At 66.5% G+C, this 22,705-nt stretch carries 24 protein-coding genes; 5 read left to right on the forward strand and 19 right to left on the reverse strand.

Annotated features, from left to right (window positions below; genetic code table 11):
* Positions 1 to 179 precede the first annotated feature (179 nt).
* The 5 genes from RBH22_RS16220 to hemC form a co-directional block, all read right to left on the reverse strand.
* Positions 180 to 1,631, reverse strand: a complete 1,452-nt coding sequence (locus tag RBH22_RS16220; RefSeq protein ID WP_306678257.1) for a DHH family phosphoesterase — start codon at positions 1,629 to 1,631, stop codon at positions 180 to 182.
* A 66-nt stretch (positions 1,632 to 1,697) separates the two neighbouring features.
* Positions 1,698 to 2,858: an MFS transporter gene (locus RBH22_RS16225; RefSeq protein ID WP_306678259.1), complete on the reverse strand. Its 1,161-nt coding sequence runs from the start codon at positions 2,856 to 2,858 to the stop codon at positions 1,698 to 1,700.
* A 92-nt stretch (positions 2,859 to 2,950) separates the two neighbouring features.
* Positions 2,951 to 3,712 carry a uroporphyrinogen-III synthase gene (locus RBH22_RS16230; protein WP_306678261.1) on the reverse strand — a complete coding sequence of 254 codons (762 nt, stop codon included), beginning with the start codon at positions 3,710 to 3,712 and terminating at the stop codon, positions 2,951 to 2,953.
* Positions 3,709 to 4,479 carry a uroporphyrinogen-III C-methyltransferase gene (gene cobA / locus RBH22_RS16235; RefSeq protein ID WP_306678287.1) on the reverse strand — a complete coding sequence of 257 codons (771 nt, stop codon included), beginning with the start codon at positions 4,477 to 4,479 and terminating at the stop codon, positions 3,709 to 3,711. The genes RBH22_RS16230 and cobA overlap by 4 nt, the downstream gene beginning before the upstream one ends.
* Before the next feature lie 92 nt (positions 4,480 to 4,571).
* Positions 4,572 to 5,687: a hydroxymethylbilane synthase gene (hemC, locus tag RBH22_RS16240; protein WP_256546167.1), complete on the reverse strand. Its 1,116-nt coding sequence runs from the start codon at positions 5,685 to 5,687 to the stop codon at positions 4,572 to 4,574.
* 135 nt (positions 5,688 to 5,822) lie between these two features.
* On the opposite strand from hemC, the gene RBH22_RS16245 reads away from it, so the two are divergent.
* Entirely contained in the window at positions 5,823 to 6,245 is a 423-nt protein-coding gene (locus RBH22_RS16245; RefSeq protein ID WP_306678263.1) for a hypothetical protein, read from the forward strand.
* Between the two features lie 31 nt (positions 6,246 to 6,276).
* Here the strand turns inward: RBH22_RS16245 and RBH22_RS16250 are convergent, their stop codons facing one another.
* The 8 genes from RBH22_RS16250 to hemB form a co-directional block, all read right to left on the reverse strand.
* Positions 6,277 to 6,825 (reverse strand): hypothetical protein, encoded by a 549-nt coding sequence (locus tag RBH22_RS16250; RefSeq protein WP_256288490.1) that lies wholly within the window; start codon positions 6,823 to 6,825, stop codon positions 6,277 to 6,279.
* Positions 6,826 to 6,878: 53 nt separating this feature from the next.
* Positions 6,879 to 8,219: a glutamate-1-semialdehyde 2,1-aminomutase gene (locus RBH22_RS16255; RefSeq protein WP_256288488.1), complete on the reverse strand. Its 1,341-nt coding sequence runs from the start codon at positions 8,217 to 8,219 to the stop codon at positions 6,879 to 6,881.
* 102 nt (positions 8,220 to 8,321) lie between these two features.
* A complete protein-coding gene (locus RBH22_RS16260; RefSeq protein ID WP_306678266.1) occupies positions 8,322 to 9,143 on the reverse strand; it encodes a CPBP family intramembrane glutamic endopeptidase in 822 nt (273 codons plus the stop codon).
* A gap of 62 nt (positions 9,144 to 9,205) precedes the next feature.
* Positions 9,206 to 9,574 carry a P-II family nitrogen regulator gene (locus tag RBH22_RS16265; protein ID WP_256546171.1) on the reverse strand — a complete coding sequence of 123 codons (369 nt, stop codon included), beginning with the start codon at positions 9,572 to 9,574 and terminating at the stop codon, positions 9,206 to 9,208.
* Positions 9,571 to 10,959: an ammonium transporter gene (locus RBH22_RS16270; RefSeq protein WP_306678289.1), complete on the reverse strand. Its 1,389-nt coding sequence runs from the start codon at positions 10,957 to 10,959 to the stop codon at positions 9,571 to 9,573. The genes RBH22_RS16265 and RBH22_RS16270 overlap by 4 nt, the downstream gene beginning before the upstream one ends.
* A 449-nt stretch (positions 10,960 to 11,408) precedes the next feature.
* Positions 11,409 to 11,759: a P-II family nitrogen regulator gene (locus RBH22_RS16275; RefSeq protein ID WP_256546172.1), complete on the reverse strand. Its 351-nt coding sequence runs from the start codon at positions 11,757 to 11,759 to the stop codon at positions 11,409 to 11,411.
* Positions 11,752 to 13,125 (reverse strand): ammonium transporter, encoded by a 1,374-nt coding sequence (locus tag RBH22_RS16280; RefSeq protein WP_306678269.1) that lies wholly within the window; start codon positions 13,123 to 13,125, stop codon positions 11,752 to 11,754. Before RBH22_RS16280 ends, RBH22_RS16275 begins: the two co-directional genes overlap by 8 nt.
* A gap of 339 nt (positions 13,126 to 13,464) precedes the next feature.
* The gene (hemB, locus tag RBH22_RS16285) at positions 13,465 to 14,445 is read right to left on the reverse strand and encodes a porphobilinogen synthase (protein ID WP_256546173.1); all 981 of its coding nucleotides are present in this window, start codon (positions 14,443 to 14,445) and stop codon (positions 13,465 to 13,467) included.
* Positions 14,446 to 14,590: 145 nt separating this feature from the next.
* Between hemB and RBH22_RS16290 the strand changes: the two genes are divergently transcribed.
* Both RBH22_RS16290 and RBH22_RS16295 read left to right on the forward strand, forming a co-directional pair.
* Entirely contained in the window at positions 14,591 to 15,115 is a 525-nt protein-coding gene (locus RBH22_RS16290; protein WP_121570804.1) for a VTT domain-containing protein, read from the forward strand.
* 64 nt (positions 15,116 to 15,179) lie between these two features.
* A complete protein-coding gene (locus RBH22_RS16295; protein ID WP_306678272.1) occupies positions 15,180 to 15,914 on the forward strand; it encodes an Sjogren's syndrome/scleroderma autoantigen 1 family protein in 735 nt (244 codons plus the stop codon).
* A gap of 34 nt (positions 15,915 to 15,948) precedes the next feature.
* Here RBH22_RS16295 and RBH22_RS16300 read toward each other — a convergent pair whose 3' ends face one another.
* Positions 15,949 to 16,521, reverse strand: coding sequence for a S26 family signal peptidase (locus RBH22_RS16300; protein ID WP_256288897.1), 573 nt, complete (start codon positions 16,519 to 16,521; stop codon positions 15,949 to 15,951).
* A 443-nt stretch (positions 16,522 to 16,964) separates the two neighbouring features.
* Between RBH22_RS16300 and RBH22_RS16305 the strand changes: the two genes are divergently transcribed.
* Positions 16,965 to 18,608: a DNA-directed DNA polymerase II small subunit gene (locus tag RBH22_RS16305; protein ID WP_306678274.1), complete on the forward strand. Its 1,644-nt coding sequence runs from the start codon at positions 16,965 to 16,967 to the stop codon at positions 18,606 to 18,608.
* A gap of 17 nt (positions 18,609 to 18,625) precedes the next feature.
* Here the strand turns inward: RBH22_RS16305 and RBH22_RS16310 are convergent, their stop codons facing one another.
* Positions 18,626 to 19,066 carry a hypothetical protein gene (locus tag RBH22_RS16310; protein ID WP_306678276.1) on the reverse strand — a complete coding sequence of 147 codons (441 nt, stop codon included), beginning with the start codon at positions 19,064 to 19,066 and terminating at the stop codon, positions 18,626 to 18,628.
* Between the two features lie 243 nt (positions 19,067 to 19,309).
* Here RBH22_RS16310 and RBH22_RS16315 point away from each other — a divergent pair, with 243 nt between their 5' ends.
* Positions 19,310 to 20,488 carry an aspartate kinase gene (locus RBH22_RS16315; protein WP_256288479.1) on the forward strand — a complete coding sequence of 393 codons (1,179 nt, stop codon included), beginning with the start codon at positions 19,310 to 19,312 and terminating at the stop codon, positions 20,486 to 20,488.
* A 15-nt stretch (positions 20,489 to 20,503) separates the two neighbouring features.
* On the opposite strand, the gene RBH22_RS16320 is transcribed toward RBH22_RS16315, so the two are convergent.
* The 4 genes from RBH22_RS16320 to RBH22_RS16335 form a co-directional block, all read right to left on the reverse strand.
* Positions 20,504 to 21,163 carry a metallophosphoesterase family protein gene (locus RBH22_RS16320; RefSeq protein ID WP_306678278.1) on the reverse strand — a complete coding sequence of 220 codons (660 nt, stop codon included), beginning with the start codon at positions 21,161 to 21,163 and terminating at the stop codon, positions 20,504 to 20,506.
* A 111-nt stretch (positions 21,164 to 21,274) separates the two neighbouring features.
* Positions 21,275 to 21,847: an IMP cyclohydrolase gene (locus RBH22_RS16325; RefSeq protein WP_306678280.1), complete on the reverse strand. Its 573-nt coding sequence runs from the start codon at positions 21,845 to 21,847 to the stop codon at positions 21,275 to 21,277.
* Positions 21,848 to 21,947: 100 nt separating this feature from the next.
* Entirely contained in the window at positions 21,948 to 22,412 is a 465-nt protein-coding gene (locus RBH22_RS16330; protein WP_306678282.1) for a hypothetical protein, read from the reverse strand.
* Positions 22,413 to 22,437: 25 nt separating this feature from the next.
* A partial coding sequence (locus RBH22_RS16335) for a hypothetical protein (RefSeq protein ID WP_306678284.1) occupies positions 22,438 to 22,705 on the reverse strand: 268 nt, incomplete at its 5' end.

Consider the following 22,705-nt stretch of genomic DNA (forward strand, 5'->3'; position numbering starts at 1 on the left):
CATTATTGTGAACTACTCGTCCGCCACTGACCGGAAACGGCACAGAGTAAACTGGATAACGCTATACAAAATGAGTTGGTCCGGCCGCGGTGAATCGGCAGATCGGCGATGAGTCGAAAGAAGACGGCAGCGACACGTGGACTACGAGAGAAAACCGGAATCGAGAGAGCGACGACGGCTCAGGAGAGTTGCTCGCCGACGATGCGGTCGGCCTCGGCGACGAACTCCGTCTGTGTTCCAGTCGGGATCGTCGCGCCCGCGGCGACGTCGTGACCGCCGCCGTCGCCGCCGACCGCTCGTGAGGCCTCGCGCATCACGCGCGAGAGATCCAGCCCTTTGCGGACGAGTCCGTTCGACCCGCGCGCACTGACTTTCACTTCCTCGTCGGACTTCTCCGCGAACGCGAGAATCGGGATGTCGCCGCGGACGCCGGAGGCTCCGACGGCCATCCCGGCGACGATACCGACGATCGTCTCGCGGATGCGCGTGCCGGCGTCGAACCATTGGACGTTGTCTTCGACAGTCGTCCCCTCGTTTTTGACCCACTGCAGCCCTTCCGAGAGGTTGCGGCGGTGATTTCGGAGGAGTTTGCGTGCACGGGCGAGCGCATCTTCTCGGTCGCCCAGACACACCGCGAGGCCGACGTCGGCGCGCTCGTACCGTGCGGTCGCGTTCAGGAGCGTCGAGAACTCGCTGACGTCGCGGAGTTCTGTTCCGGGCGACTCGTCGGTGAGCGTGTAGGTCGTCCCGACGAGGTCGTCGATGCGATCTGCGGGGACGCCCGAGGTCATCGCGCGTTTCAGGAGGCCGCTCACGACGGTCTGTCGCTCGTCCATCGTCAGATCGACCCAGCGACGCCACTCGCCGTCGTGTTTCAGATCGAGATCGAGTCCCGAGAGGAACTCGATCGCCCCGTTCTCGTCGTTCGTGATGCCCGGAATACGGACGTCGCTCGCGTATTCGAGGAACTTCGGAAGCGGGCGCGTCTGGCGGCCGTAGACGAGGAGGTCCGTCGCCTCCTCGAGCACGTCGGCGGCGACGCCCTCCTCGACGATGCCCTGATTCGCGCCCGAGAGCCCACCGTCGGTGCCCTGCATATCGCCGATCGCGCCGACGACCGCGAGGCCGGCGAGGTCGCGGTTGTCTCCCTCCGGCGGTTCGAGTGCGCGCGCGAGCGTGTAGCTGGCACCGGCCCCGGAGAGTTCCGACGCGCCGTCGAGCCCGAAAAGAAGTGGGTTGAGGTGGAACGCCGGTTCGTCGATCCTCTCCGGAACGTCGGCCGGCTGGTGATGGTCGGCGACGACGGGAGTGAACGCGCCGTCAGCCGCGTAGGGCGCGACGACGTCCAACTGACCACTCCCGAAGTCGGTGAACAGAACTGTGTCGTAGTCGGTGGCGGCGATGCGAGCGACCTCCCGCTCGTCGAGTTGCTTCGCGAACACGGTCTCGAAGGGAATCTCGGCACGTTCGAGCGCCGTCGCGGCGATGGCCGCGCTCGTCAGCCCGTCGGCGTCGATGTGCGACGCGAGCAGCACACGGTCGGCACTCTGTAGTCGCTCCGCGCAGGCGACCGCCCGCTCCCGCAGTTCGGGAACCGGTCCCTCGGCGCTCGGCGTCGTGTCCGCGCTCATATCCGGGCGTGGGGCGCTCTCGGATTTAAATCTGCGCTCCAGTCCGCCGCGGTGGCTCGCCGCGGATTACGTTCGGCGGGTGACGAGCAGCAGCAGGAGCGTGGCCGCGCCGGCGGTGAGTGCCAGGAGCGCCCAGGCAGCGTCGTAGCCGCCGGTCTCGACGAGGAAGCCGAAAATCGGCGGCGTCACCACACCGCCGACGTTGATCGCGGTCTGCCCGCCGGCGGTCGCCGCGCCCACTTCGTCGCCGTCGACGAGGTCGGTGAGACACGAGTAGAAGACGCCCGTCGAGCCGTGGATCGAGAGTCCGAGGCCCGCGAAGAGGACGAGCACGGGGACGAGCGACCCCGGATCGAACGCGAGCGTTCCGAACAGTGCGGTTCCGAGCCCGAGTTGGCCGAGCGCGACGAGCGCGGCACCGCGTGCGCCGCCAAGCCGGTCGGCGAGGCTACCCGCGCCGACGCGGGCGACGCTCCCCGTGATCTGCGTGAGTGCGAGCGCGATTCCGCCGATGGCGGCGCTGGCACCGACGGCGTCCTGCACGTAGAGGACGATGTACCCGAGCATCGTGAAGATAGATGCCCCGAGAAACAGACCGGCCGCGACGAGGACGGCGTACGCGCGCTGCTCGAACAGCCCCGTCACGTCCGGGACCGAGAGCTCGCCAGTGCCCTCCTGCCCGCGGTAGCGCGCAGCGAACAGGGCAGCGTAGCCCACAGCCAGGAGCGCGATCACCCAGAAGCCGACCTGCCACGCGAGGACGGCGGCGACGCCCGTGACGAGGAGTGAGGCCGCCGCGCTGCCGGTCGTGACGCCGACCTGCTTGAGCCCCATCGCGAGGTTCGTCTGCCCCGTCGGTGCGTGCGCGACGATACCGCGGTTCGAGGCTGGCATCGCCGTCGAGTACGCCGCGCCGAGGACGCCGCCCGCCGCGAGGACGGTCGCGTACGTCGGCGCGAAGGATACGCCGACTGCGGCAGCAGCGAGCGCGAGCAGACCGGCGATCATCACCGGGCGTTCGCCGTAGCCGTCGACGGCGGCCCCGCTCGGAAAGAGCGTCACGGTGTAGCCGACGAGCGCGGCCGTCAGAAAGAGGCCGACGAGCGACTCAGAAAGCGTGAACGCCTCGCGGACGAACCCCGTCGCGGCGAAAATGCTGTAGTAGCAGAGGCTCGCGGCCGTCTGCCACCCTGCGACGAGACCGACCGATCGCCAGTCACGCGACACGCTCGCGTCGTCGGAGTGCGGCGGACTTCACGCTGTCGAGTCGGCGGCGGTGATCGGGGAGGCGAGTAATGTCATCTCGTCGACGTGATAACTCACTCGGGGTACGTCGGCGCGGCGGTCTCGACGACCTCGGTGGCCAGTTCCTCGAACGTCGCGTTCTCGGGGACGACGTCGACGCGGACACCGTACCCCTCGGCTGTCTCCCGCGTCGGGTCACCGATGACGCCGACGACAGCGCGATTCAGGCCGGCGACGGCCTCCTCTCGGACGCCGCGTTCGTCGGCCGCGTCGAGGAAGTTCGCGACGGTCAGCGACGAGGTAAAACAGACGGCGTCGAGTTCGCCGCCCGCAGCCATCACGGTCGACTGGCCGGAGCCCTCGGGGCGGACGAGTCGGTACAGAACCGTCTCGTGCACGTCCGCGCCCGCGTCGCGAAGCCCGTCGAGTAAGACGTCGCTGCCGTGATCGCTGCGCGCGACCTCGACGCGGCGGCCGTCGACCTCGTCTGCGAGCGTCTCGACGAGGCCCGACGAGGTGTACTCCTCGGGGACGACGTCGACGGTCCAGCCGGCGTCGCGAGCGGCGGCAGCAGTTCGCGGGCCGATGCAAACGAGAGTCGCCTCGCCCGGACTCCACCCTGCATCCGCGAGAAGTTCGACGCCCGTCTTGCTCGTCAGGACGACGATATCCGGATCGGGGACGTCGTCGGCCCCATCAGGCACCGCGCCCGTCGGTTCGACCGCGAGCATCGGATCGGGAACCGGAGCCGCGCCGAGGGAGTCGAGCAGTTCGACGGCCTCGGCCATCCGTTCGTCGTCGGGGCGGAACACGGCGACTCTGACGTCGCGGGTCATTCGTCGGCCACCTCGACGGCGTCGCCCGTGCGGTTCCGCAGGAACTCGACGACGCGCTCACGCGTCGACGCGACCGCGCCGATCACGGTGATCGCGGGCGGTTCGATCCCCTCCTCGTCGCGGACGTCGACGATCGTATCGAGCGTCCCGGTCGCGACGCGCATCTCCGGACGCGTCGCGCGCTCGACGAGCGCCACGGGCGTGTCGGGGTCCATCCCGGCGTCGCGAAGCGCGGCGGTGTAATCCGGCAGTTTCCCGACGCCCATCAGGACGACGATGGTGCCGCCCGTGGCCGCGAGCGCCTCCCAGTTCACCGCCGACTCCTCTTTCGTCGGGTCCTCGTGGCCCGTGACGAACGAGACCGACGAGGCGTGATCGCGGTGCGTGACGGGGATGCCGGCCGTTCCGGGGCCGGCGATCGCAGACGTGATTCCCGGGACGATCTCGAACGGAATTTCCTCGCTGGCGAGGTGTTCCATCTCCTCGCCGCCGCGCCCGAAGACGAACGGGTCGCCGCCCTTCAGTCGGACGACGGTCTTTCCTTCGCGGGCGAGTTCGACGAGTCGGCGGTTGGTGTACTCCTGGGGCGTCCACTCGCCACCGGCGCGCTTGCCGACGTCCTCGCGTTTCTCCTCGGGGATCGACTCGATGATCTCCGGGCCGGGAAGCTTGTCGTGGAGCACGACGTCGGCTTCTTCGAGGAGTCGCTTCGCTTTCACGGTCAGCAGTTCCGGGTCGCCGGGGCCGCTACCGACGAGGTAGACCATCCCGACGTCGGTGTCGGCATCCGATTCGGCTGCCGCAGCGCCGCCCGTCGCATCGCCGTCGACCGCGTCGGCTGTCGTCTCGTCTTCCATCGTCACTCCTCCGCGGCTTCGCGCGCCTCGGCAATCAGGTCGTCGGCACCCCGCTCGGCGAGTGCGTCGGCGAACTCGGCCGCCGCGTTGGCGTGGTCGTCGACCGGCAGGTCACGGCTCGCCTGCACTTCCTCCTCGCCGTCGCCGGAGAGGATGCGAGCGGTCGTGTGGACGTGCTTCCCCTGCAGTTTGGCGTGGACGCCGATCGGGGCGATACAGCCGCCACCGAGTTCGGCAAGCACCGTCCGCTCGACGGTCGTCTCGACGCGCGTCCGCGGGTGGTCGAGCGTCGAGCGGATCTTCTCGGTCGCGTCGCTGTCGCGCCGGGCCGTGATCGCGATCGCGCCTTGGCCGGGGGCGGGGACGAACGAGGCCGGATCGAGGCGCGCGTACTCGACGTGGTGTAGCAGGCCCGCGCGCCGCAGGCCGGCCTCCGCGAGGACGATGGCGTCGTACTCGACGTCGAGTTCGCGTTCGAGCGCGCGGCGTTCGATCTCCGCGAGGCCGTCGAACCACTCTTCGATGGACTCGTCGAACTCCGATTCGTACTCTTCGCCCTCCGCAGACGCCTCTGCAGCGTTGCCCTTCTCGTCGCGGTCGGCGTCGACGCGCCGTTCGTGTTCGGCCTGTAGCTCGGGCGCGAGGAGCTTCTCGATCCGCGTGTCGACGTTGCCGCGGAGCGGTTCGACCTCGAGGTCCGGACGCGTCGCGAGAATCTGCGCCTTCCGGCGGAGCGACGACGTCCCGACGACGGCCCCGACGGGCAGGTCTTCCAGTGCGGTCCCGTCGGTCGTGAGGAGCAGATCCGCGGCCGACGCGCGCTCGGGGACGCCGGCGACGACGAGGTCCGGCGGGCGCTCGGTCGGCATATCCTTCATCGAGTGGACCGCGGCGTCGACCTCGCCGTCGAGGACCTTCTCGTCGAGGGCGCGGACGAACGCGCCGGTCTTCCCGAGTCGGTGGATGAGTTCGTCTCTGATCTGGTCGCCGCGCGTCTCGACTTCGACGAGTTCCACGTCCAGTTTCCGGTCCGAGAGCGAGTCTCGGACGCTGGCTGCCTGCCGGAGCGCCAGGTCCGAGCCCCGCGTCGCAAGTCGGAGTGTCCCGCGAGTAGTCATTGCCGAAACTTCGGCGGCCACAGGTGAAAAGGCCACCACTTCCGTTTCGAAGGTGTCACTGACAGGGTGAGCTGTCGGGACCGCCGCGAACGACGGACCGAAACCGACTCACTGCGGCGCTACCGATAGATCCCCGTGTCCCTCGCTACCCGGCTCGCCGACGAATTCGGCGAACTCCTCCACGTCGCAGTGCTGTGTTTCCTGCTCAACTCGGCGTTCACGCCGGTGAGCGTCGTCACGTCGGCGCTGCCGCTGTCGCCGCCTGCGCAGGATCTGTACGCGCCGATTCTCTCGGTCGCTGGCGTCGCCGCCGTCCGATACTACGACCCCTCCTGGGAACTGTTCCGCGGCTTCGTCGTCGGCGTCGCGACGATGGTGACGTTCCTCGCGCTACACGTCTTCTCGGGGCTCGGGCGCGTCGTCGCTACGGGCGGGTCGTGGCGCGCGTTCGGACTCACGCTCGCGTACTGGCTCGTCGCGCTCGCTGTCGGGGTCGCGCTCGCGCACCCGCGAGCGTGGCGATGGTTCCGGGCGTATATCGGGGTCGAGTCGGGATGAGAGACGGCACGCTGGAGACCGAAGGGTGGTCTCAGGGCGTGCCGACCGCGACGTGCCGCTTGTAGAGGTAGTACAGCGCCAGCACGACGCTCAGCGTGAACGCGCTCAGGACGACCGTCGCGAGTGCCGCCAGGCCCCAGACGAGCGGGTCGGGCGTCCACGACGCGTCCGATTCGGCGATCGCTCGCGCGTCGACGTAGGTCGCGACCGGGAACAGGATGGTGAGGACGAGGCCGAGAAGGCCCAAAACGGGGAGAACGATGAACGCCCCGAATACCGTCGCGATTCCGCCGGTGAGAAAGATGTCGAAGAGGAACGCGCCGACGAACAGGACGGCGAGGACGCCGCCGAGGACGACGTACAGCGGGATCGCGGCGATCCAGTACCACCACCGCGAGTCGACGCTCGCGCGCGGGAGGAGGTCGCCGATCGGGTCGTCGAAGTCCTGCGCTTGCTCGCCGATGGGCGAGGTCACGTCGCGTTCTCGCGACTGCTCGTCAGTCGGCGGCGTCGGCTCGTCGGTCGGCGGCGTCGGAGTGTCGTCCTCAGAGGGAGACTCGTCGTGTGGAGGGCTCGACATACCCCTCCGTACGCCGGTATCCTACAAAAAGTCCGGGACCGTGACGAAACGACCTACAGCGCCTCTTTGTACGCTTCGAGCGTCTCCTCGACGTCCTCGTCGGTGTGGGCGTAGGAGACGAACTGCGACTCGAACTGATTGGCGGTGAGGAAGATACCCTGCTCTTTCATCTCCTGCCAGAAGATCCGCTCCCAGCGCTCGGTCTCGGCGTCGGCGACGTCGGCGCCCGTCTTCGGACAGTGGTCGTACCGCGCGCACGACTCGCGCTGTCGGCAGCCGGCGTCACAGACGTCGGCGTCGGCCGAGGCGGGGCCGTCGCGCGTGAAGACCGTCTTGAACATCGAGTCGGTGCCGACGACCGTGTATGCGGGCGCCTGATCGGCGGCGATCTCGGCGATGCCTTCCCGCAGGCGCTCGCCGAGGCGGTTCACGTGTTCGTAGACGTCGTTCTCGGCAGCGTAGGTGAGGTACTCGTAGCCGGCAGCCATCGTCACGGGGTGACCCGAGAAGGTGCCGGACTGGAAGACGTCGCCGGCGGGCGTGAAGTGCTCGATGATCTCCGAGCGGCCGCCGATCGCGCCGACGGGGAACCCGCCGCCGACGATCTTGCCGAACGTCGTCACGTCCGGCGTGACGCCGAATTTTCCCTGCGCGCACTGGAGGCCGCCGACGCGGAAGCCCGTGATGACCTCGTCGAAGATCAAAAGGGAGTCGTGGGCGGCGGTCAGTTCGCGGAGGCGTTCGAGGTAGCCGTCCACGGGCAGGACGATACCGGTATTGGCAAGAATCGGTTCGGTCAGAACTGCGGCGATTTCCTCGCCGTGCGCTTCGAAGACGCGCTCGATCGCCTCCTCGTCGTTGAACGGCACCGGAATCGTGTGCTCCGCGAACGACGAGGGGATGCCGGGCGTGCTCGGTTCGGCGTGTTCGGGGCCGCCCTCGACGAGCGTCGACTCCTGGGCGCCGTGGTAGCCGCCCTGCATCACGACGATCTTGTCGCGGCCGGTGTAGCCGCGCGCGAGGCGGACGGCCGAGACGGTCGCTTCGGTCCCGGAGTTGACGAAGCGGATCATCTCGACGGAGGGGACGTGCCGGGCGACGAACTCCGCGAGGTCGACTTCGATCTCCGTCGGCGCGCCGTACATCGGGCCGTCGGCGGCGTGCGACTGGACGGCGGCGCGAACTGGCTCGGGCATATCGTGGCCGTACAGCAGCGGGCCGTAGCCCATCACGTAGTCGATGTAGCGGTTGCCGTCGGCGTCGACGACGTGTGCGCCGTCGCCGCGCTCGATGAAGAACGGGTACGGTCGGGTCGCCCGAACCGAGGAGTTGACGCCGCCGGGGAGTACCGACAGCGCGCGGTCGTACAGCGCCCGCGACTCGTCGTGGTTCATACGCCTCGATTCGACCGGCGCGTCCAAAATCCTTGTCGCTTCGCGCAGTCGTCGGGCAGACGTGAGTGTTCGCAGCAGACGGTGTCTGAAACTGGGGGCCACTCACTCGCCACGGAGCCACCCGAGTGCGTCCGAGTCGTCCCCGTCGGCGGCGGAGGTGGCCCGTTCTGCCGCCTCAGGGTCGCGTCCGTCGGCCGGCCCGCCACCGTCGTCCGGGACCACGAACCGATCTGCGAGCAGGAGGCCGACCGCGTCGTTCAGCGCGTGAATGGCGATCAGCACTGGCAACGATCGAAACCAGAGATACAGCAGCGTCGTGACGAGGGCTGGCTGGGCGATTCGGGCGACGGCGTCCCGGTCCCACGTGTCGCCAGTGTGGCCGAGCGTGAACGCGAGAAAGGCGATCCCGCCGGAGAGCGGGACGTTCCCGGTGAGCGCGAGCAGGCGTTCGAGCGCGTAACCGTGGAAGGCGGTCTCCTCGGTCGCGCCCGCGGTGAGCGCGACGAACAGCCGTTCGGGGACCGACAGCGACGCGAACGTCCCGAGACCGGCCGCGAGGCTCTCGCCGCCGTCGCCGACGCGCGCCCACAGCGGCGAAAAGAGGATGTTCATCCCGAGCATCACCGCGAGACCGATGCCGATCTGGAAGATGAGCCGTTCGACGGAGTCGACCCGCCAGCCGATCGAGGCCAGCGAGTTGCCTTCGAGGGCGACGATCACCAGAAGGAGTCCCGGAATCACCCACTTCCAGACGTGCTCGCGGAGGTCGGTGGCCAGCGGACTCACGTCCGCGGGGGGCGCAGACGGGCCGTCGTCAGCGCGTCCGCCCGACTCGGCAGCGATGGCACCGCGAAGTCGGTCGAGTAACTCGAAGCCGACGAGCGCGGCGACGAGTCCGAGGGCGGTGACCGGCGTCAGTTCCACACCGGGAGTGCGGTGAGCGCCCGTCTTTGATCTTTCTCTCCGGCACCGATCGGGGACGGCCGCTATACGGCGTCAGGACCGGACTTACCCGTGCGGATCTGGTGCGCCGACTCGACGGGCAGGACGAACACTTTCCCGTCGCCCTTCTCGCCGGTGTGCGCCGCGTCGGCGATCGCGTCGACGACGTCGTCGGCCGGAATGTCGGCGACGACGCACTCGACTTTCACCTTCTGGTGGAGATCGACCGTGTACTCCTCGCCGCGCCACTGGCCCTTCTTCGCGGGCTGGGAACCGCGACCGGAGACGTTCGTGACCGTCAGTGACGGCGCGCCGACTTCCGCCAGCGCCTGCTTGACGTCCGAGAGTTTGTCCGGGCGGACGTACGCCATCACGAGTTTGATTTCGCTGTCGTTCGTGGTTGCGTCGCTCATATCGATTCATCTCCGTCGTCGACCGAATCAGTTTGGGTCACGCCGCCGTCCGGGCGGATCACGCCGCCGTCGACGCGCGCGCCCGACTCGTCGGGGCCGCCGAACTCCGGATAGGTGTCGACGCCGTGCTCCGAGGAGTCGAGCCCTTCGAGTTCGTGCTGACGGGAGACGCGCGCTTGTCCGACCGCGCGGAACGCGCCGAAGACGACTGCCGTGGCGAGGAACGTCCAGCCGGCGATGACCGCGACGCCGACGATCTGCGGGATCGCCAGTCCGACGAAAGACGCGGAGCCGTCCCAGACGCCCGTCGCGAACAGCGGGTACGCGAGCGCGCCGAGTACGCCAGCGGAGCCGTGGACCGGGAAGACCGCACAGACGTCGTCGATCTGCAGGCGCTTCTCGACGAACTCGAAGACGACCGGGAGCTGTGCGCCCGCGAGCAGGCCGACGACGAGTGCGCCGGGCCAGACGATGGCGTCCGCGATCGACGTGATGCCGACGAGTCCGGCGAGGACGCCGTTGGCGACGTAGAGCGTGTCGACTTTGCCGGTCCTATACGTCGCGACCGCCGCGGCACCGATCGCGCCGGCGGCCATTCCGAGCGTCGTCACGAGCGCGACGCGACCGACAGTCTCGAAAGAGCCGAGCGCGACCCCGCCGGACTCGGTCAGCGCGAGCGGCGACGCGGAGGTGCCGACGTTGAAGCCGTACCAGCCGAACGCCAGGATGAGCGTCCCGAGGACGGCGAACGTCATCGAGTGGCCCGGGATGACGTTCACGGAGCCGTCGTCGTTGAAGCGGTTCACCCGCGGGCCGATGATCCACGCGGCGGTCAGCCCGGCGATACCGCCCATCGCGTGGACGATCACGCCACCGGCGAAGTCGTGGAAGCCGAGCGCCGAGAGGAAGCCGCCCGCCCACGTGAAGCCGACGACGACAGGGTAGATGACGGCCGCGAGTATGATCGTGTAGGTGACGTACGCGCGGAGTTTCGCGCGCCCCGCGACGGCGCCGGAGACGATGGTCGCCGCCGTCATCGCGAAGACGGCCCCGAAGAGCCAGTCGACCCAGGCCGTGACGTTCCCGGCTGCCGGCGAATACAGATCCATAAACGCGCCAGCGACCGAGTACGAGCCGCCGCCGGTCAGCCCGCCGACGATCGTCGAGATCGCCGCACCCGCGAGGAAGAACACGACGACACCGACGCTCCAGGTCAGGAGATTCTTCGTGAGCTGGTTGGCGACGTTCTTCGAGCGGACCTGTCCCGCTTCGAGCATCGCGAACCCAGCGTGCATGAAGAAGATCAGGAACGTCACCGTCAGGACCCACACGAGGTTGACGCCTTGGACGACAGCCGAAAGATCCGACTGAAGGACGCTGTTCAGCATTCGATACCACTCACGGTTGGTGCAGCCGCGTGACTTGGACGATCGTACATCTGTTGTGCTGATTCGCAAACCTTCGTTCGCGAATCCCGTCAGATGTTACCGACTTTGGAGGATATAATAATTTCCGTTTATTTATTCAAATAATACCGTATTTGGAGTTCGTTCGTCCATATTACAAGGATATAAGAACAGTATAAGGTCTTGAATCGGGCAGAGAGGAGACAAATGTTGCCTAACTTTGCGACATTCGTCGCCCGGGAACCGCCGCGCGTCCAGTGGGCCGCCTTCGGGCCGCGACAGTGAGCGCGCGTGAAAATCAGGAGCGGTGCGATTGATCCGAGAGCGGGAGGAGAGACGAGAACCGCGTCAGGGCGGGAGAAGAAGGAGTGGGCCAGTCACTCGTTGCGCTCCAACGGAGCGCTACGTTGCGTCGGCGGGGACGGCAGTCACACCGCGTCGGGACCCGTCTTGCCCGTGCGGATCTGGTAGGCCGAATCGACAGGCAGCACGAACACTTTCCCGTCGCCTTTCTCGTCGGTGCTCGCCGCTTCGAGGATCGCGTCGGCGACGTCCTCGGCCGGAATGTCGGCGACGACGCACTCGACTTTCACCTTCTGGTGGAGATCGACCGTGTACTCCTCACCGCGCCACTGTCCCTTCTTCGCGGGCTGAGAGCCGCGACCGGAGACGTTCGTGACCGTTAACGACGGCGCGCCGACCTCTGCCAGCGCCTGCTTTACGTCCGAGAGTTTGTCTGGCCGGATGTACGCCATCACCAGTTTGATCTCGTCACTCATCGTCACTCACCTCCGTTTCGGAGACGTCCGCACCGCCGTCGGTACGAATGTCGCCGCCGTCCGTGGCGACGGTACTCTCACGACGCTCGTTGGGGACGAACTCGGGGTAGACCGCGACGCCGTGTTCGCCCTCGTCGAGGCCTTCGCTCTCTTCGCGCTCGCTCACGCGGAGGCCGACCAGCGAGTCCAGCGCCACGAGCACGACCGCCGAGGCGGCGATCGTCCAGAGCGCGATGACGCCGACGCCGACGACCTGGAGCACGAACTGATTGAGCGCGAAGCCACCGACCGCAAAGACCGGGATGAGCGCGGTGCCGACCGCGCCGGCGACGCCGTGGACAGCGAAGACGCCGCAGACGTCGTCGACCTTCAGCCGGTCGACGGTGAAGTGGAACGCGGGCAGGACCAAGAAGCCGCCGAGGCCGCCGAGCAGCGCGCCGCCCCACCAGGTGACGTGCGGGACCGCACCGGTGACGGCCACGAGGCCGGCCAGGAGGCCGTTCGCGGTCCAGAGCGGGTCAGGCTTGCCCTGGTAGCGCGCGGAGGTCAGCATCGCCATTGCACCGCCCGCACCCATTCCGAGGGTCGTCACGAGCGCGACGCGACCGAGCGCGGCGCCCATAAACGTGAGGCTGCCGTCCTCGACCGCGAGGATGGTCGCCTGCGTGCCGACGTTGAAGCCGTACCAGCCGAACGCGAGGATGAACGTTCCGAGGACGGCCAGCAGCATCGAGTGACCCGGGATGGGCTGGCTGTTACCGTTCTCGTCGTAGCGGCCCTTGCGCGCTCCGACGAACTTCGCCGCGACCAGACCGGCGACGCCGCCGCACATGTGGACGACGGTCGCGCCGGCGAAGTCGAGGTAGCCTGCGCCGAGTGCAGCGCCGATGAATCCGCCGCTCGCGAGGAGGCCGCCGCCCCACGTGAAGCCGACGACGACCGGGTAGATCGCCGCCGTCATCAGGATCGTGAAGAGGACGTACGCGTTGAAGTTCATCCGCTCTGCGACCGCACCGGAGACGATGGTCGCCGCCGTCATCGCGAAGACGGCACCGAAGAGCCAGCCGATCCACGCGTTCGGATCGCTGACGTACGCGAACGCGCCGGCGACGCTGCCGCCGGAGGTCAGCGCTCCGACGATGCTCACCACCCCGGCACCGACGACGAAGTAGATGAGCGTGCCGAGGATCCAGTCGGTCATATTCTTCATCAACACGTTCCCGACGTTCTTCGCGCGGACCTGCCCCGCTTCGAGGAGCGCGAAGCCCGGCTGCATGAAGAAGATCAGGAACGTGACCACCAGCACCCAGACGTTGTTGATCCCGGTGGCGACCGTCGCGGGATCGACCTGTAACGGAGCTACCATACTTTCACCACTTTTGACGAACATTCGTCCAACAGTGCGCCAAATTCGGTGCGATTCGTATTGTGTCTCACGGGATATCTTCAAGCAAAGGTAGTATATAAAATTTGGAGTTGAAAACGTCCAAAATACGTGTTCGTATTCAGACGTTCGTATGATTTGGGTAACAATATTATGTGTATAAGGCCCTATTCTGTCCAGAATCGCAGAATTATTTCGAATTCTATTGGACATCCGTTCAGGCAATTCCTGCCAGATTATACTATCTAGGGAGCGCGCGCCGCCTCTGATTTCAGTATGGAAATTGTCTTCGAGGAGAGAGCTGAGGGTCCGACAGCGGGATCAGAGCCGCGCTGCGACGTCCTCGGCGAAGTAGGTGATGATCAGGTCCGCACCGGCGCGTCTCATCGCGAGCAGCGACTCGTAGGCGACTTCTTCGAGGTCGAGCCAGCCTTTCTCGGCGGCGGCGTGCAGCATCGCGTACTCGCCGGAGACGTTGTACGCCGCCACCGGATGCTCGAACTCCCGTCGGACGTCGCGGACGACGTCGAGATACGCCAACGCGGGTTTGACCATCAACACGTCCGCGCCCTGTTCGACGTCGAGGCGGACTTCCCGCAGCGCCTCGCGACCGTTCGCGGGGTCCATCTGGTAGTGTCGCCGGTCACCGAACGCCGGCGCGCCGTCGGCGGCGTCGCGGAACGGCCCGTAGAAGGCGCTCTCGTACTTCGCCGCGTAGGACATAATCGGGACGTCCTCGTAGCCCGCGGCGTCGAGGCCCTCACGGATCGCGCCGACCATCCCGTCAGTCATGGAACTCGGCGCGACCATATCCGCGCCCGCCTCGGCGTGGGAGACGGCGGTCTTCGCCAGCAGTTCCAGCGTCGGGTCGTTCTGGACGGTCAGCGTCGGTTCCTCGGCCGCCTCCGGTTCGAGGACGCCACAGTGGCCGTGACTGGTGTACTCACAGAGACAGACGTCGGTGATCACGTAGGCGTCGGTATCGGCGGTGATCCGGCGGACGGCCTCCTGGACGACGCCGTCGTCCGCCCACGCGCGCGTGCCCCGCTCGTCTTTCGACTCGGGGATGCCGAACACCATCACGGCCTCGACGCCCGTCTCGCGCACTTCCTCGACGCGCGCGACCGCTTCGTCGATCGGAACGCGCTCGTGGCCCGGCATCGAGTCGATCGGCACGCGCTCGTCGGTGGTCGCGTCGACGAAGACCGGCGCGACGAGGTCGTGTGCGTCGAGCTGTGTCTCGCTGACGAGCGATCTGATGCCGTCTCGGCGGAGTCGCCGCGGGCGGTCTGTGAGGTCCATACCGGGACTTCGCGACGGCCGGAAAAAATCGCATCGCTCGCGAGGTGCCGACACGGCAAGAGACGACACGCGTGGGATCCTGACGTCGCTGGTCGTGGCGTACGGAGCGAAATATGTTTGTGACGCTCTCTGGAACAGATACATAATGCAGTTGCCGGCGCTTGCCCTCCAACTCGACGCGATGCCCCCGCGCCTGCTGGCGCTCTTAGAGTCCGAGTGGGCTTACGTCGCGCTCTTCGGCGTCTTCGTGCTCGAAGGCGCGATGCTGATGTACTTCATGCCGAGCGAGCTGATCGTCCCCGGTTCGCTGCTGTTGCTCGGCGGCGACGCGCTCCTCCCGGTCCTCGCCGTCGCCGTCCTCGGCGCGACCGTCGGCCAGTACGCGCTGTTCAAAGTCGCCCAGCGTGGCGGCCGCGAGTACCTCCTCGCGAAGTCGTGGTTCCGCATCGAGGAGTCGAAGCTCGACCGCTTCGACGGGTGGTTCGAGCGCTGGGGGCCGATCGTCGTCCCCGTGAGCAACGCGCTCTTGTTCACGCGCGGGATGTTGACCGTCCCGGCCGGGTTCGCGGAGATGGACGACCGGAAGTTCCTGGGCCTGTCGGCGGTCGGGACGCTCGTTTTCGAGGTCGCGCTCGCCGGTCTGTATCTCTACGGCGGGACGCTGCTGTAGGCCGGCTTCGCGCCCGTCTCCGGACCCCGGAGGATTTTTCGACGTACGACGCGTTTCAGGACACGTGAGCGACTTCGACGAGGAAGCGGAGCGGAAGCGACTGCGCGAGAAGTACGAAAAAGACGAAGAGCGACGCAAAGAGACCCAACAGATGAGCGAACTCCTGCTGAAGGGCGCGACGATGACCAACCGGCACTGCGACGAGTGCGGCGCGCCGATATTCCGGTATCAGGGTCAGGAGTTCTGTCCAAGTTGCCAGCGCGTCGCTGGCGGCGAGCAGGCGCAGGCGGGCGGCGCCGGGGCCGACGCCGAAACCGAGCCGGAGGCCCAAGCAGCCGAGTCGCCTGCGGCGTCGGGATCGCCGGAGCCCACCGCAGATGCTACGGACGCAAGTGCCGGAGCGCAGCGGGAGCCCGAATCGATCGAAGTCGACGCGGTTTCGCCCGCGGAGCGGTCGGCAGAAGCCGCGGCTGATCAGATCCCCGACGCCGGGGCGACGCCGAGCAGCGCCGCTTCGACACCGAGCGCCGAGTCGGCAGCGAACGGACGGCACGAGTCCACCCCGGTGACCGCGACGCCTCGTCCCGAGGCGACGGCAGCCCCCGATAGCGAGGGGCGCACCGAGGGTGTGTCGACAGCGGACGGCGCAGCGGACAGACAGACCGCACGCGAGTCGCTGCTGCGGGCGCTGACGCGACACGCGCAATTAGCCGAGCAGACCGACGATCCGCGACGCGCGAGCGAGCATCTCTCGGCCGCGCGGGAGGCGGCCGCGGCGCTCGACGTCCTCGATCAGTAGCGCCGAGTGGGAACGCGCAGCGGCCGTCCGCGACTTACGCGGCGAACATCCCGGCTAGCTGGAGCCGGACGTACCCCAGATACGGGATTCGGAGCCGGGCCGTCCCGCGAATCCAGGTGGGGCGCACTGGGCCAGCGATGTTGCTGGCCTGATCGTATCGGGAGTTCGCGTCGCCCTTGGTGATGAATCCGGCGTGCGGCGCGGGGCAGTTCTGGAGGGCATCGCAGTCGTCCGCCGTCACGTACGCCGGATTCGCCTCGTCGTACCAGTTCTCTCCTTCCTCGACGTAGAAGTGCGCCCGGTGGATGATGGGCGAGCCGACGCGGTCCGGCGGATCGTAGATCACGACCGAGCCGTTGCCACCGAAGCTTCGATATCCTCGCTCGGTGCCGATGTCGACCGTGACGATGCCAGTGTCGTCGTAGGCGTAGTCGGGCGTGAACCGGTGCGGTTCGGTCACGAACACGAGGTCGCCGCGGTGCATCTCGGGTTCCATACTCCCGCTCTCGACGGCGACCATCGGCGGCCAGACGCCGCTGATCGCAAACAGCAGGAGGCCAACGCCGAGAACGGCCGCAGCGCTATAAATCGTCTCGCGGACGAACATCAAAGGGCCGCTCTGGGCCGTCCGAAAGCGCGTGAGAAAGCTCTGTGAGCCGGCGGCAGCTGATCCCGGTTCGGGGCGCGGCCGACGGTCGCCGTTCGGACCCGATTCGGTGACGCCAGCAGAGATGTCGCGCTGGTCGTCTTCGCTGTCGGCTGGGGACGACGCTCGCGCCTCGTGCGCCGTCCCGGAGGGAGTGTCGTCAGTACGGGACGTCGTCGTCCCGCGAGCCTCGTCGGGTCGCTCACCCGCGTCGGCAGCGTCCGTGTCGGCCGACGAATCTACGTCGTCGGGAACGTCAGAACGGCCGGGGTCGTCCGCGCTGCCCTCGTCGTCCGTCATCTACCGGAACGTTCTCCATCGCCGCGTTTCAAGCTTCTGGGCCGCGCCTCCCGATCGGCGGGCGGGTTCAGTACGCTTTTCTTCCGCTACCTCCTTCGCCCGGTGTGCCTCTGGAGACGCCGGTGCGCATCGTGCGGGAACTCGCCGGACGCGGCTACAACGCCGAACAGGAGGCAGTGACGCTCATCGCGGGCGCGGAGAACCCCGCGCGAGCGCTCGAACGGGTCGTCGAGTCCGTCGACGACGACGCGCTGCGGATCACCGTCGCCGACGTCCGGGCCGCGCTCGGCGGGGCGCGACCCGACGCCGACCCGACAGATGCCGCACCTACCGCCGACGACTCCGGCGTCTCTCCAGACCCCTCTGTTTCTAGTGGAAAATCGGGACAGAATCGTCAAGCGGCAGATAGTCGCACCGATTCAGAGGTTCCAGACGAAATGGAGGATTCGACCGCGCCGGAGGTGGAGAGCGCGCCTACCTCGACGCGGGCTACAGACGATGCATCTCCCACTGGGGACGCAGCGTCGCGACGCGACCCAGCGCTCCGGTCGCTGGCGGTCAGCGGCGACATAACCGGTCAGAGCACCGGGACAGGGGCGTACGAGGACTTCGTGAAGGTGTTCCGCGACCGCTACGAGAAGCTCTCGAAGCAACTCCGCGGCCGCGTCAATCACCGGCCGGCCGAGGCGATCCAGTCGATGAGCGGCGGCAACGACGCCGCGATGATCGGCCTCGTCAACGACATCCGATCGACCAAAAGCGGCCACTGGCTCGTGGAACTGGAAGACACGACCGGGACGTTCCCCTGTCTCGTGATGAAAGACCGCGAGTTCGCCAGCCTGGTCGACGAACTGCTGCTCGACGAGTGCATCGCCGTCGAGGGGACGCTCTCGGACGACGCGGGGATTATGTTCGTCGACGCGATGTACTTCCCGGACGTGCCGCGGACGTACTCGCCGAACACCGCCGACAGACACGTCCAGGCGGCCCTCATTTCGGACGTCCACGTCGGCAGCCAGGAGTTCGAGGCCGACGCCTGGAGTCGCTTCGCCGACTGGCTCCACACCGAGGCGGCAGAACGGGTGGAGTACCTGCTCATCGCGGGTGATATGGTCGAAGGCGTCGGCGTCTACCCGGACCAGGACGAGGAACTCGACATCGTCGACATCTACGAGCAGTACGAGCAGTTCTCCGAACACCTCAAAGACGTCCCCGGTGATATGGAGATTCTGATGATACCGGGGAACCACGACGCCGTTCGCCTCGCAGAGCCCCAACCCGGATTCGACGAGCGACTCCGGGACATTATGTCGGCCCACGACGCGCGCATCACGGGCAATCCATCGCTCGTGACCGTCGAGGGCGTGAATATCCAGATGTATCACGGCGTCTCGCTCGACGAGGTCATCGCCGAACTCCCCGAAGAGAAAGCGAGCTACGACGACCCCCACAAGGCGATGTATCAACTCTTGAAGAAGCGGCACGTCGCGCCGCAGTTCGGCGGGAAGACACGGCTCGCCCCCGAGGAGAAGGACTACCTGGTGATGGAGGAGGTCCCGGACGTCTTCCACACCGGCCACGTCCACAAACTCGGATGGGGGAAGTACCACAACGTCCTCGCGGTCAACTCCGGCTGCTGGCAGGCGCAGACCGACTTCCAGAAGTCCGTCAACATCGACCCCGACGTCGGCTACGCGCCCATCCTCGACCTCGACACGCTCGACATGACGGTGCGGAAGTTCTCCTGATAGGGATCTACCAGCGATCAGTCACGCGGCCGGAATCGGTACCGCGTCGTCGAGTCGCCGTCGAAGCGTGGCCCCGGACCGACGGCCTCGAAGCCCGCGGCTTCGGCGGCGGCCTCGGCGTCGTCGTCGGAGTCCGGAACGACGAAGGCGACGTCGAAGCCCTCGTTGACCGCGAAGCGAACCGGCTCCGCGAGCAGTCGTTCGGCCACGTCGGCGTCGCCCGCGAGCTGGGTCACGTGTACCGTGCCGTCTCTGACGTCGAAGGCGACGAATCCGAGCACCGATTCCGCGTTCTCACCGTTTTCGGCGTCGGCGTTCGGCCCCGCGTCGGCTTGGTCGACCGCGAGGCGCACCGTCCGGTCGTGGACGACGTTCCGGAGCGCGTCTGCGGGGAGGTCGACGATGGACCCGAGCGTCTCGGCGTCCGCCTCGACGGCGTCTCGGACGTTTACGGTCATACGTCCGTATTAGAGCGGAGAAACTTAAACGACCGCGGCAGATTCGCGCCGAAGCTGTCAGGATTTCACGATCCATCACGATTCAGTTTCGAGTATCGTCCGTAGCGGCGGTCGCACGCCGATCAGCAGAACTCGGCAACGGTTGAGACGGGAGACAAGGTTTTACACTACCCCCCCGCAATCATCGGCTATGTCAGAGCACCACTCGCAGATCTGTCTCGTATGCCGACAGGAGGATCGACCGTGCGCGTAGTTGCAAAGTTCGGGGGAACTTCTCTCGGAAGCGGCGACCGGATCAACCGCGCCGCCGACTCGATCGCCGCGGCGGTCGAGGAAGGCCACGAGATCGCCGTCGTCGCCTCCGCGATGGGGAATACGACGGACGAACTCCTCGAAGACATCGAGTTCGAGGCCGACGACCGCGACCGCGCGGAGATCGTCTCGATGGGCGAGCGGACGAGCGTCCGGATGCTCAAAGCGGCTCTGGCCGCGCGCGGCGTCAACGCCATCTTCGTCGAACCCGGCGCGGAAGACTGGCCGGTCATCGCGAACGACCTCGGCGAAGTCGACGTCGAGGAGACGCAGCGCCGCGCCGCCAAACTCGCCGAAGAACTGGACAACGTCGTCCCAGTCATCACGGGCTTTCTCGCACAGAACCTCGAAGGTGAGATCACCACGCTCGGACGCGGCGGTTCGGACACGACCGCCGTGATGCTCGGCCGCTATATGGACGCCGACGAGGTCGTCATCGTCACCGACGTCGAAGGCGTGATGACCGGCGACCCACACGTCGTCGAAGGCGCGCGCAACGTCGGCCGGATCACCGTCGACGAACTCCGCAACCTCTCCTTCCGCGGCGCGGAAGTCGTCGCACCCTCGGCGCTGTCGTACAAGAACGACGAGCTCGGGGTTCGTGTCGTCCACTATCAGCACGGTGACCTGTTGACCGGCGGGACGCTGATCGAAGGCGAGTTCGAGAACCTCATCGATATGCAGGAGAACCCGCTGGCGTGTCTCACCGTCGCCGGGCGCTCGATCCGAAACAGCCCCGGGATCCTCGCAGACCTCTCGCAGTCGCTTCGCGAAGCCGAGATCAACATCGACGCCGTCGCGTCCGGGATGGACTCGGTGACGTTCTACATCGGCGAAGACCGCGCCGAAGAAGCCGAGAACCTGCTGCATTCGAAAGTCGTCGACGACCAGACGCTGTCGTCTGTCACCGTCGACGACGACATCGCGGTCATCCGCGTCACCGGCGGCGAACTGCCGAACCGGCCCGGCGTCATCCTCGACATCGTCCAGCCGATCGCCGAAGCGGGGATCAATATCCACGACGTCATCACGTCGGCGACGTCCGTCGCCATCTTCGTCGCGTGGGACGACCGCGAGGAGACGCTCGAGATCGTCCAAGGCGAATTCTGAGCGCGCGGGAGGTCCTCACCGACCCTCGTACAGTCGCTCACCGATCCGTTCGGGGAGATCAGTTTCGCGCACAGCCTCGGCCACGGCATCGACATCGTATGCGATGCGTCGCTCCTCAACTGCGGGATCGTCGAGATCCACCAGCGCGTAGGCCGCCCGAGGGTCGCCGTCGCGCGGTTGGCCGACGCTGCCGGGGTTCATCACGACCCCGTCCGCAAATATTTCGTGGCCTTGGACGTGGGTGTGACCCGTCACGAGCACGTCCTCGCCGTCGAGCATCGCGGGCGAGAACTCCTCGGGGTAGGTGTAGCGGTCGGGATCCTCGGGGTGGCCGTGGACCAGTTTGATCCGGCCGTCGAGGACGGTTCGCTCGTCGGGAAGATCCGATAGCCACTCCAGCGCGTCGTCGTCGAGTTCCTCGCGTGCGTACTCGACGCCGGCCGCCGCCATCGAGTTGAACCGGAAGGACGTCCCCGAGGAGACCGCGCGGTCGTGGTTTCCCATCACCGTCGGTACGTCGCGCTCGCGTATCGCCGCGACGCACTCGGCGGGCCAGGGGTTGTAGCCGACCACGTCGCCCGCGCAGACGAGCGCGTCGACCGGCGGGAGGTCGTCGAGGACGGCATCGAGCGCGACTTTGTTCGCGTGGATGTCGGAGATGACGGCGACCTGCATACGCGAGGATACGTGACCCCGCGGACAAAAAGTTCCGTGCCGGAATGCAGCACCGAAACGGGAGGGGCCGTCCGGCGGTGAGTTTCAGACAGGGAGGAGGTGTCCGGGCGACTACGCGCCGTTGTAGAAGCCGACGTCGACGTCGCCGCCGTCGTAGGTGACGCCCGCCGCGCAGACGGCGTGTTCGTAGTCGAGATCGTAGGCGTCCTGCGCGATGGCGTCGGGGTCGTCGCCGTCGAAGTCGATCGCCGTCGGTTCGTCTTCCTCGTAGGTGGCGACGAGCGTGGGTTCGGAGACTGATTCGACGAGGAGCGCGTCGCGGCGGACGATGCCGACGTAGGACTCCTCGCCGACGACGCCCGCGACGCGCGGTGTGTCGTAATCGTCCTTCTCGTAGTCGAGCGCGAGAAGCGACGACGCGAGGGCGTCGCGCGCCGGATAGCCGAGGTCGAGTTTCTCCGCGATGGGATCGACGTGCGAGCCGTTGCCGACGACGACGCCGTCGCCGCCCTCGCGGACGCAGTTGTAGGAGACGTAGGGGTTGTCGTTCTCGGGTGCGTCCGGCGTCGGGGCGACCGTCAGCGTCCCGTCACGAGCGACGATCTGGCGGTTGGGGAACGAGCGCGAGGACACGCGGTAGGCGCCGAAGTCGGGCGCGACGACGACGAATCGTCCGATGTACATACACGAACGTGGCCAAGAATGAGATAAATAGGTGGTGGATTGTGCACGATAGCGGCATCATCAGCCAGTCGGTTGTCAAAAAGTGAGGAAGTAGCGGATACTATCCAGCGACGATAATCGCCACAGACACGGCAATCAGGAGACTGAAGAGGCCCCAGAGGACTTTGGCTGCAGTTTTACCACCGATCTCGACGCCGATGATCCCGAGTATCCCGAAGAGAATAGCGGTCCACGATTCTAGCCCGCTCTGCTCTTTTCCAGATCCGTTAGATGCCTTATAAAACAGATAGGCAGGGACGAGCAACCCGACAGGGAAAGTCACTAGGCCGACGATAGCGGCGACGATCCACTGAAGAATGCTGTATTCCGCGAGAAAGTCTGTACTCTGAGTTTCGTCGGGTTCTGTGGAAGTCGGGTCATCCACTGTGTGTCCCGAAGAGGATGGTGGTGCACTTTGTTGCCTCACACCGCACTCTTTGCAGATCTCCGCACTGCGCCGTATTTCTGCACCACACTCATAACAGTGGACTAGATCTTCTTCGTCGGAGACGTTTTGCGTAGACATTTATATTTAAATTGTCAATCAGTGGTTACTGAACGTGGGTGAAGGTGGTCCAGACTTTGCTTTTACTCTCATCATATGGCTGACTGGAACCGCTGTTGAGGTTGCGATAGTGAATCAGCCCCTCGACTAAGAGGATGATAAGATAGACGCCCACGGTACTGAGTGCCATCACAATGTTCAGTAGATGACGAAGGGGTCTCTGATACTTCCAAGAGTCGATGATAGCGAAGAGGTACGTGTTTAGCCCCGAACTGATTTCGGTAGCCTCTCGTAGGTGCCACTCAACCGGTCTC

The sequence above is a fragment of the Halobellus sp. H-GB7 genome (assembly GCF_030848585.1).
Classification (GTDB): Archaea; Halobacteriota; Halobacteria; order Halobacteriales; family Haloferacaceae; genus Haloquadratum; species Haloquadratum inordinatus.

Excerpts from the sequence above, each read along its gene's own strand:
- RBH22_RS16275 (WP_256546172.1), bottom strand. The coding sequence starts at position 11,759 with ATGAGTGACGAGATCAAACTGGTGATGGCGTACATCCGGCCAGACAAA.
- RBH22_RS16280 (WP_306678269.1), bottom strand. The coding sequence starts at position 13,125 with ATGGTAGCTCCGTTACAGGTCGATCCCGCGACGGTCGCCACCGGGATC.
- RBH22_RS16290 (WP_121570804.1), top strand. The coding sequence starts at position 14,591 with ATGCAGTTGCCGGCGCTTGCCCTCCAACTCGACGCGATGCCCCCGCGC.
- RBH22_RS16320 (WP_306678278.1), bottom strand. The coding sequence starts at position 21,163 with ATGCAGGTCGCCGTCATCTCCGACATCCACGCGAACAAAGTCGCGCTC.
- RBH22_RS16300 (WP_256288897.1), bottom strand. The coding sequence starts at position 16,521 with ATGTTCGTCCGCGAGACGATTTATAGCGCTGCGGCCGTTCTCGGCGTT.
- hemB (WP_256546173.1), bottom strand. The coding sequence starts at position 14,445 with ATGGACCTCACAGACCGCCCGCGGCGACTCCGCCGAGACGGCATCAGA.
- hemC (WP_256546167.1), bottom strand. The coding sequence starts at position 5,687 with ATGACTACTCGCGGGACACTCCGACTTGCGACGCGGGGCTCGGACCTG.
- RBH22_RS16230 (WP_306678261.1), bottom strand. The coding sequence starts at position 3,712 with ATGACCCGCGACGTCAGAGTCGCCGTGTTCCGCCCCGACGACGAACGG.
- RBH22_RS16250 (WP_256288490.1), bottom strand. The coding sequence starts at position 6,825 with ATGTCGAGCCCTCCACACGACGAGTCTCCCTCTGAGGACGACACTCCG.
- RBH22_RS16265 (WP_256546171.1), bottom strand. The coding sequence starts at position 9,574 with ATGAGCGACGCAACCACGAACGACAGCGAAATCAAACTCGTGATGGCG.
- RBH22_RS16330 (WP_306678282.1), bottom strand. The coding sequence starts at position 22,412 with ATGTCTACGCAAAACGTCTCCGACGAAGAAGATCTAGTCCACTGTTAT.
- RBH22_RS16255 (WP_256288488.1), bottom strand. The coding sequence starts at position 8,219 with ATGAACCACGACGAGTCGCGGGCGCTGTACGACCGCGCGCTGTCGGTA.
- RBH22_RS16325 (WP_306678280.1), bottom strand. The coding sequence starts at position 21,847 with ATGTACATCGGACGATTCGTCGTCGTCGCGCCCGACTTCGGCGCCTAC.
- RBH22_RS16220 (WP_306678257.1), bottom strand. The coding sequence starts at position 1,631 with ATGAGCGCGGACACGACGCCGAGCGCCGAGGGACCGGTTCCCGAACTG.
- RBH22_RS16310 (WP_306678276.1), bottom strand. The coding sequence starts at position 19,066 with ATGACCGTAAACGTCCGAGACGCCGTCGAGGCGGACGCCGAGACGCTC.
- cobA (WP_306678287.1), bottom strand. The coding sequence starts at position 4,479 with ATGGTCTACCTCGTCGGTAGCGGCCCCGGCGACCCGGAACTGCTGACC.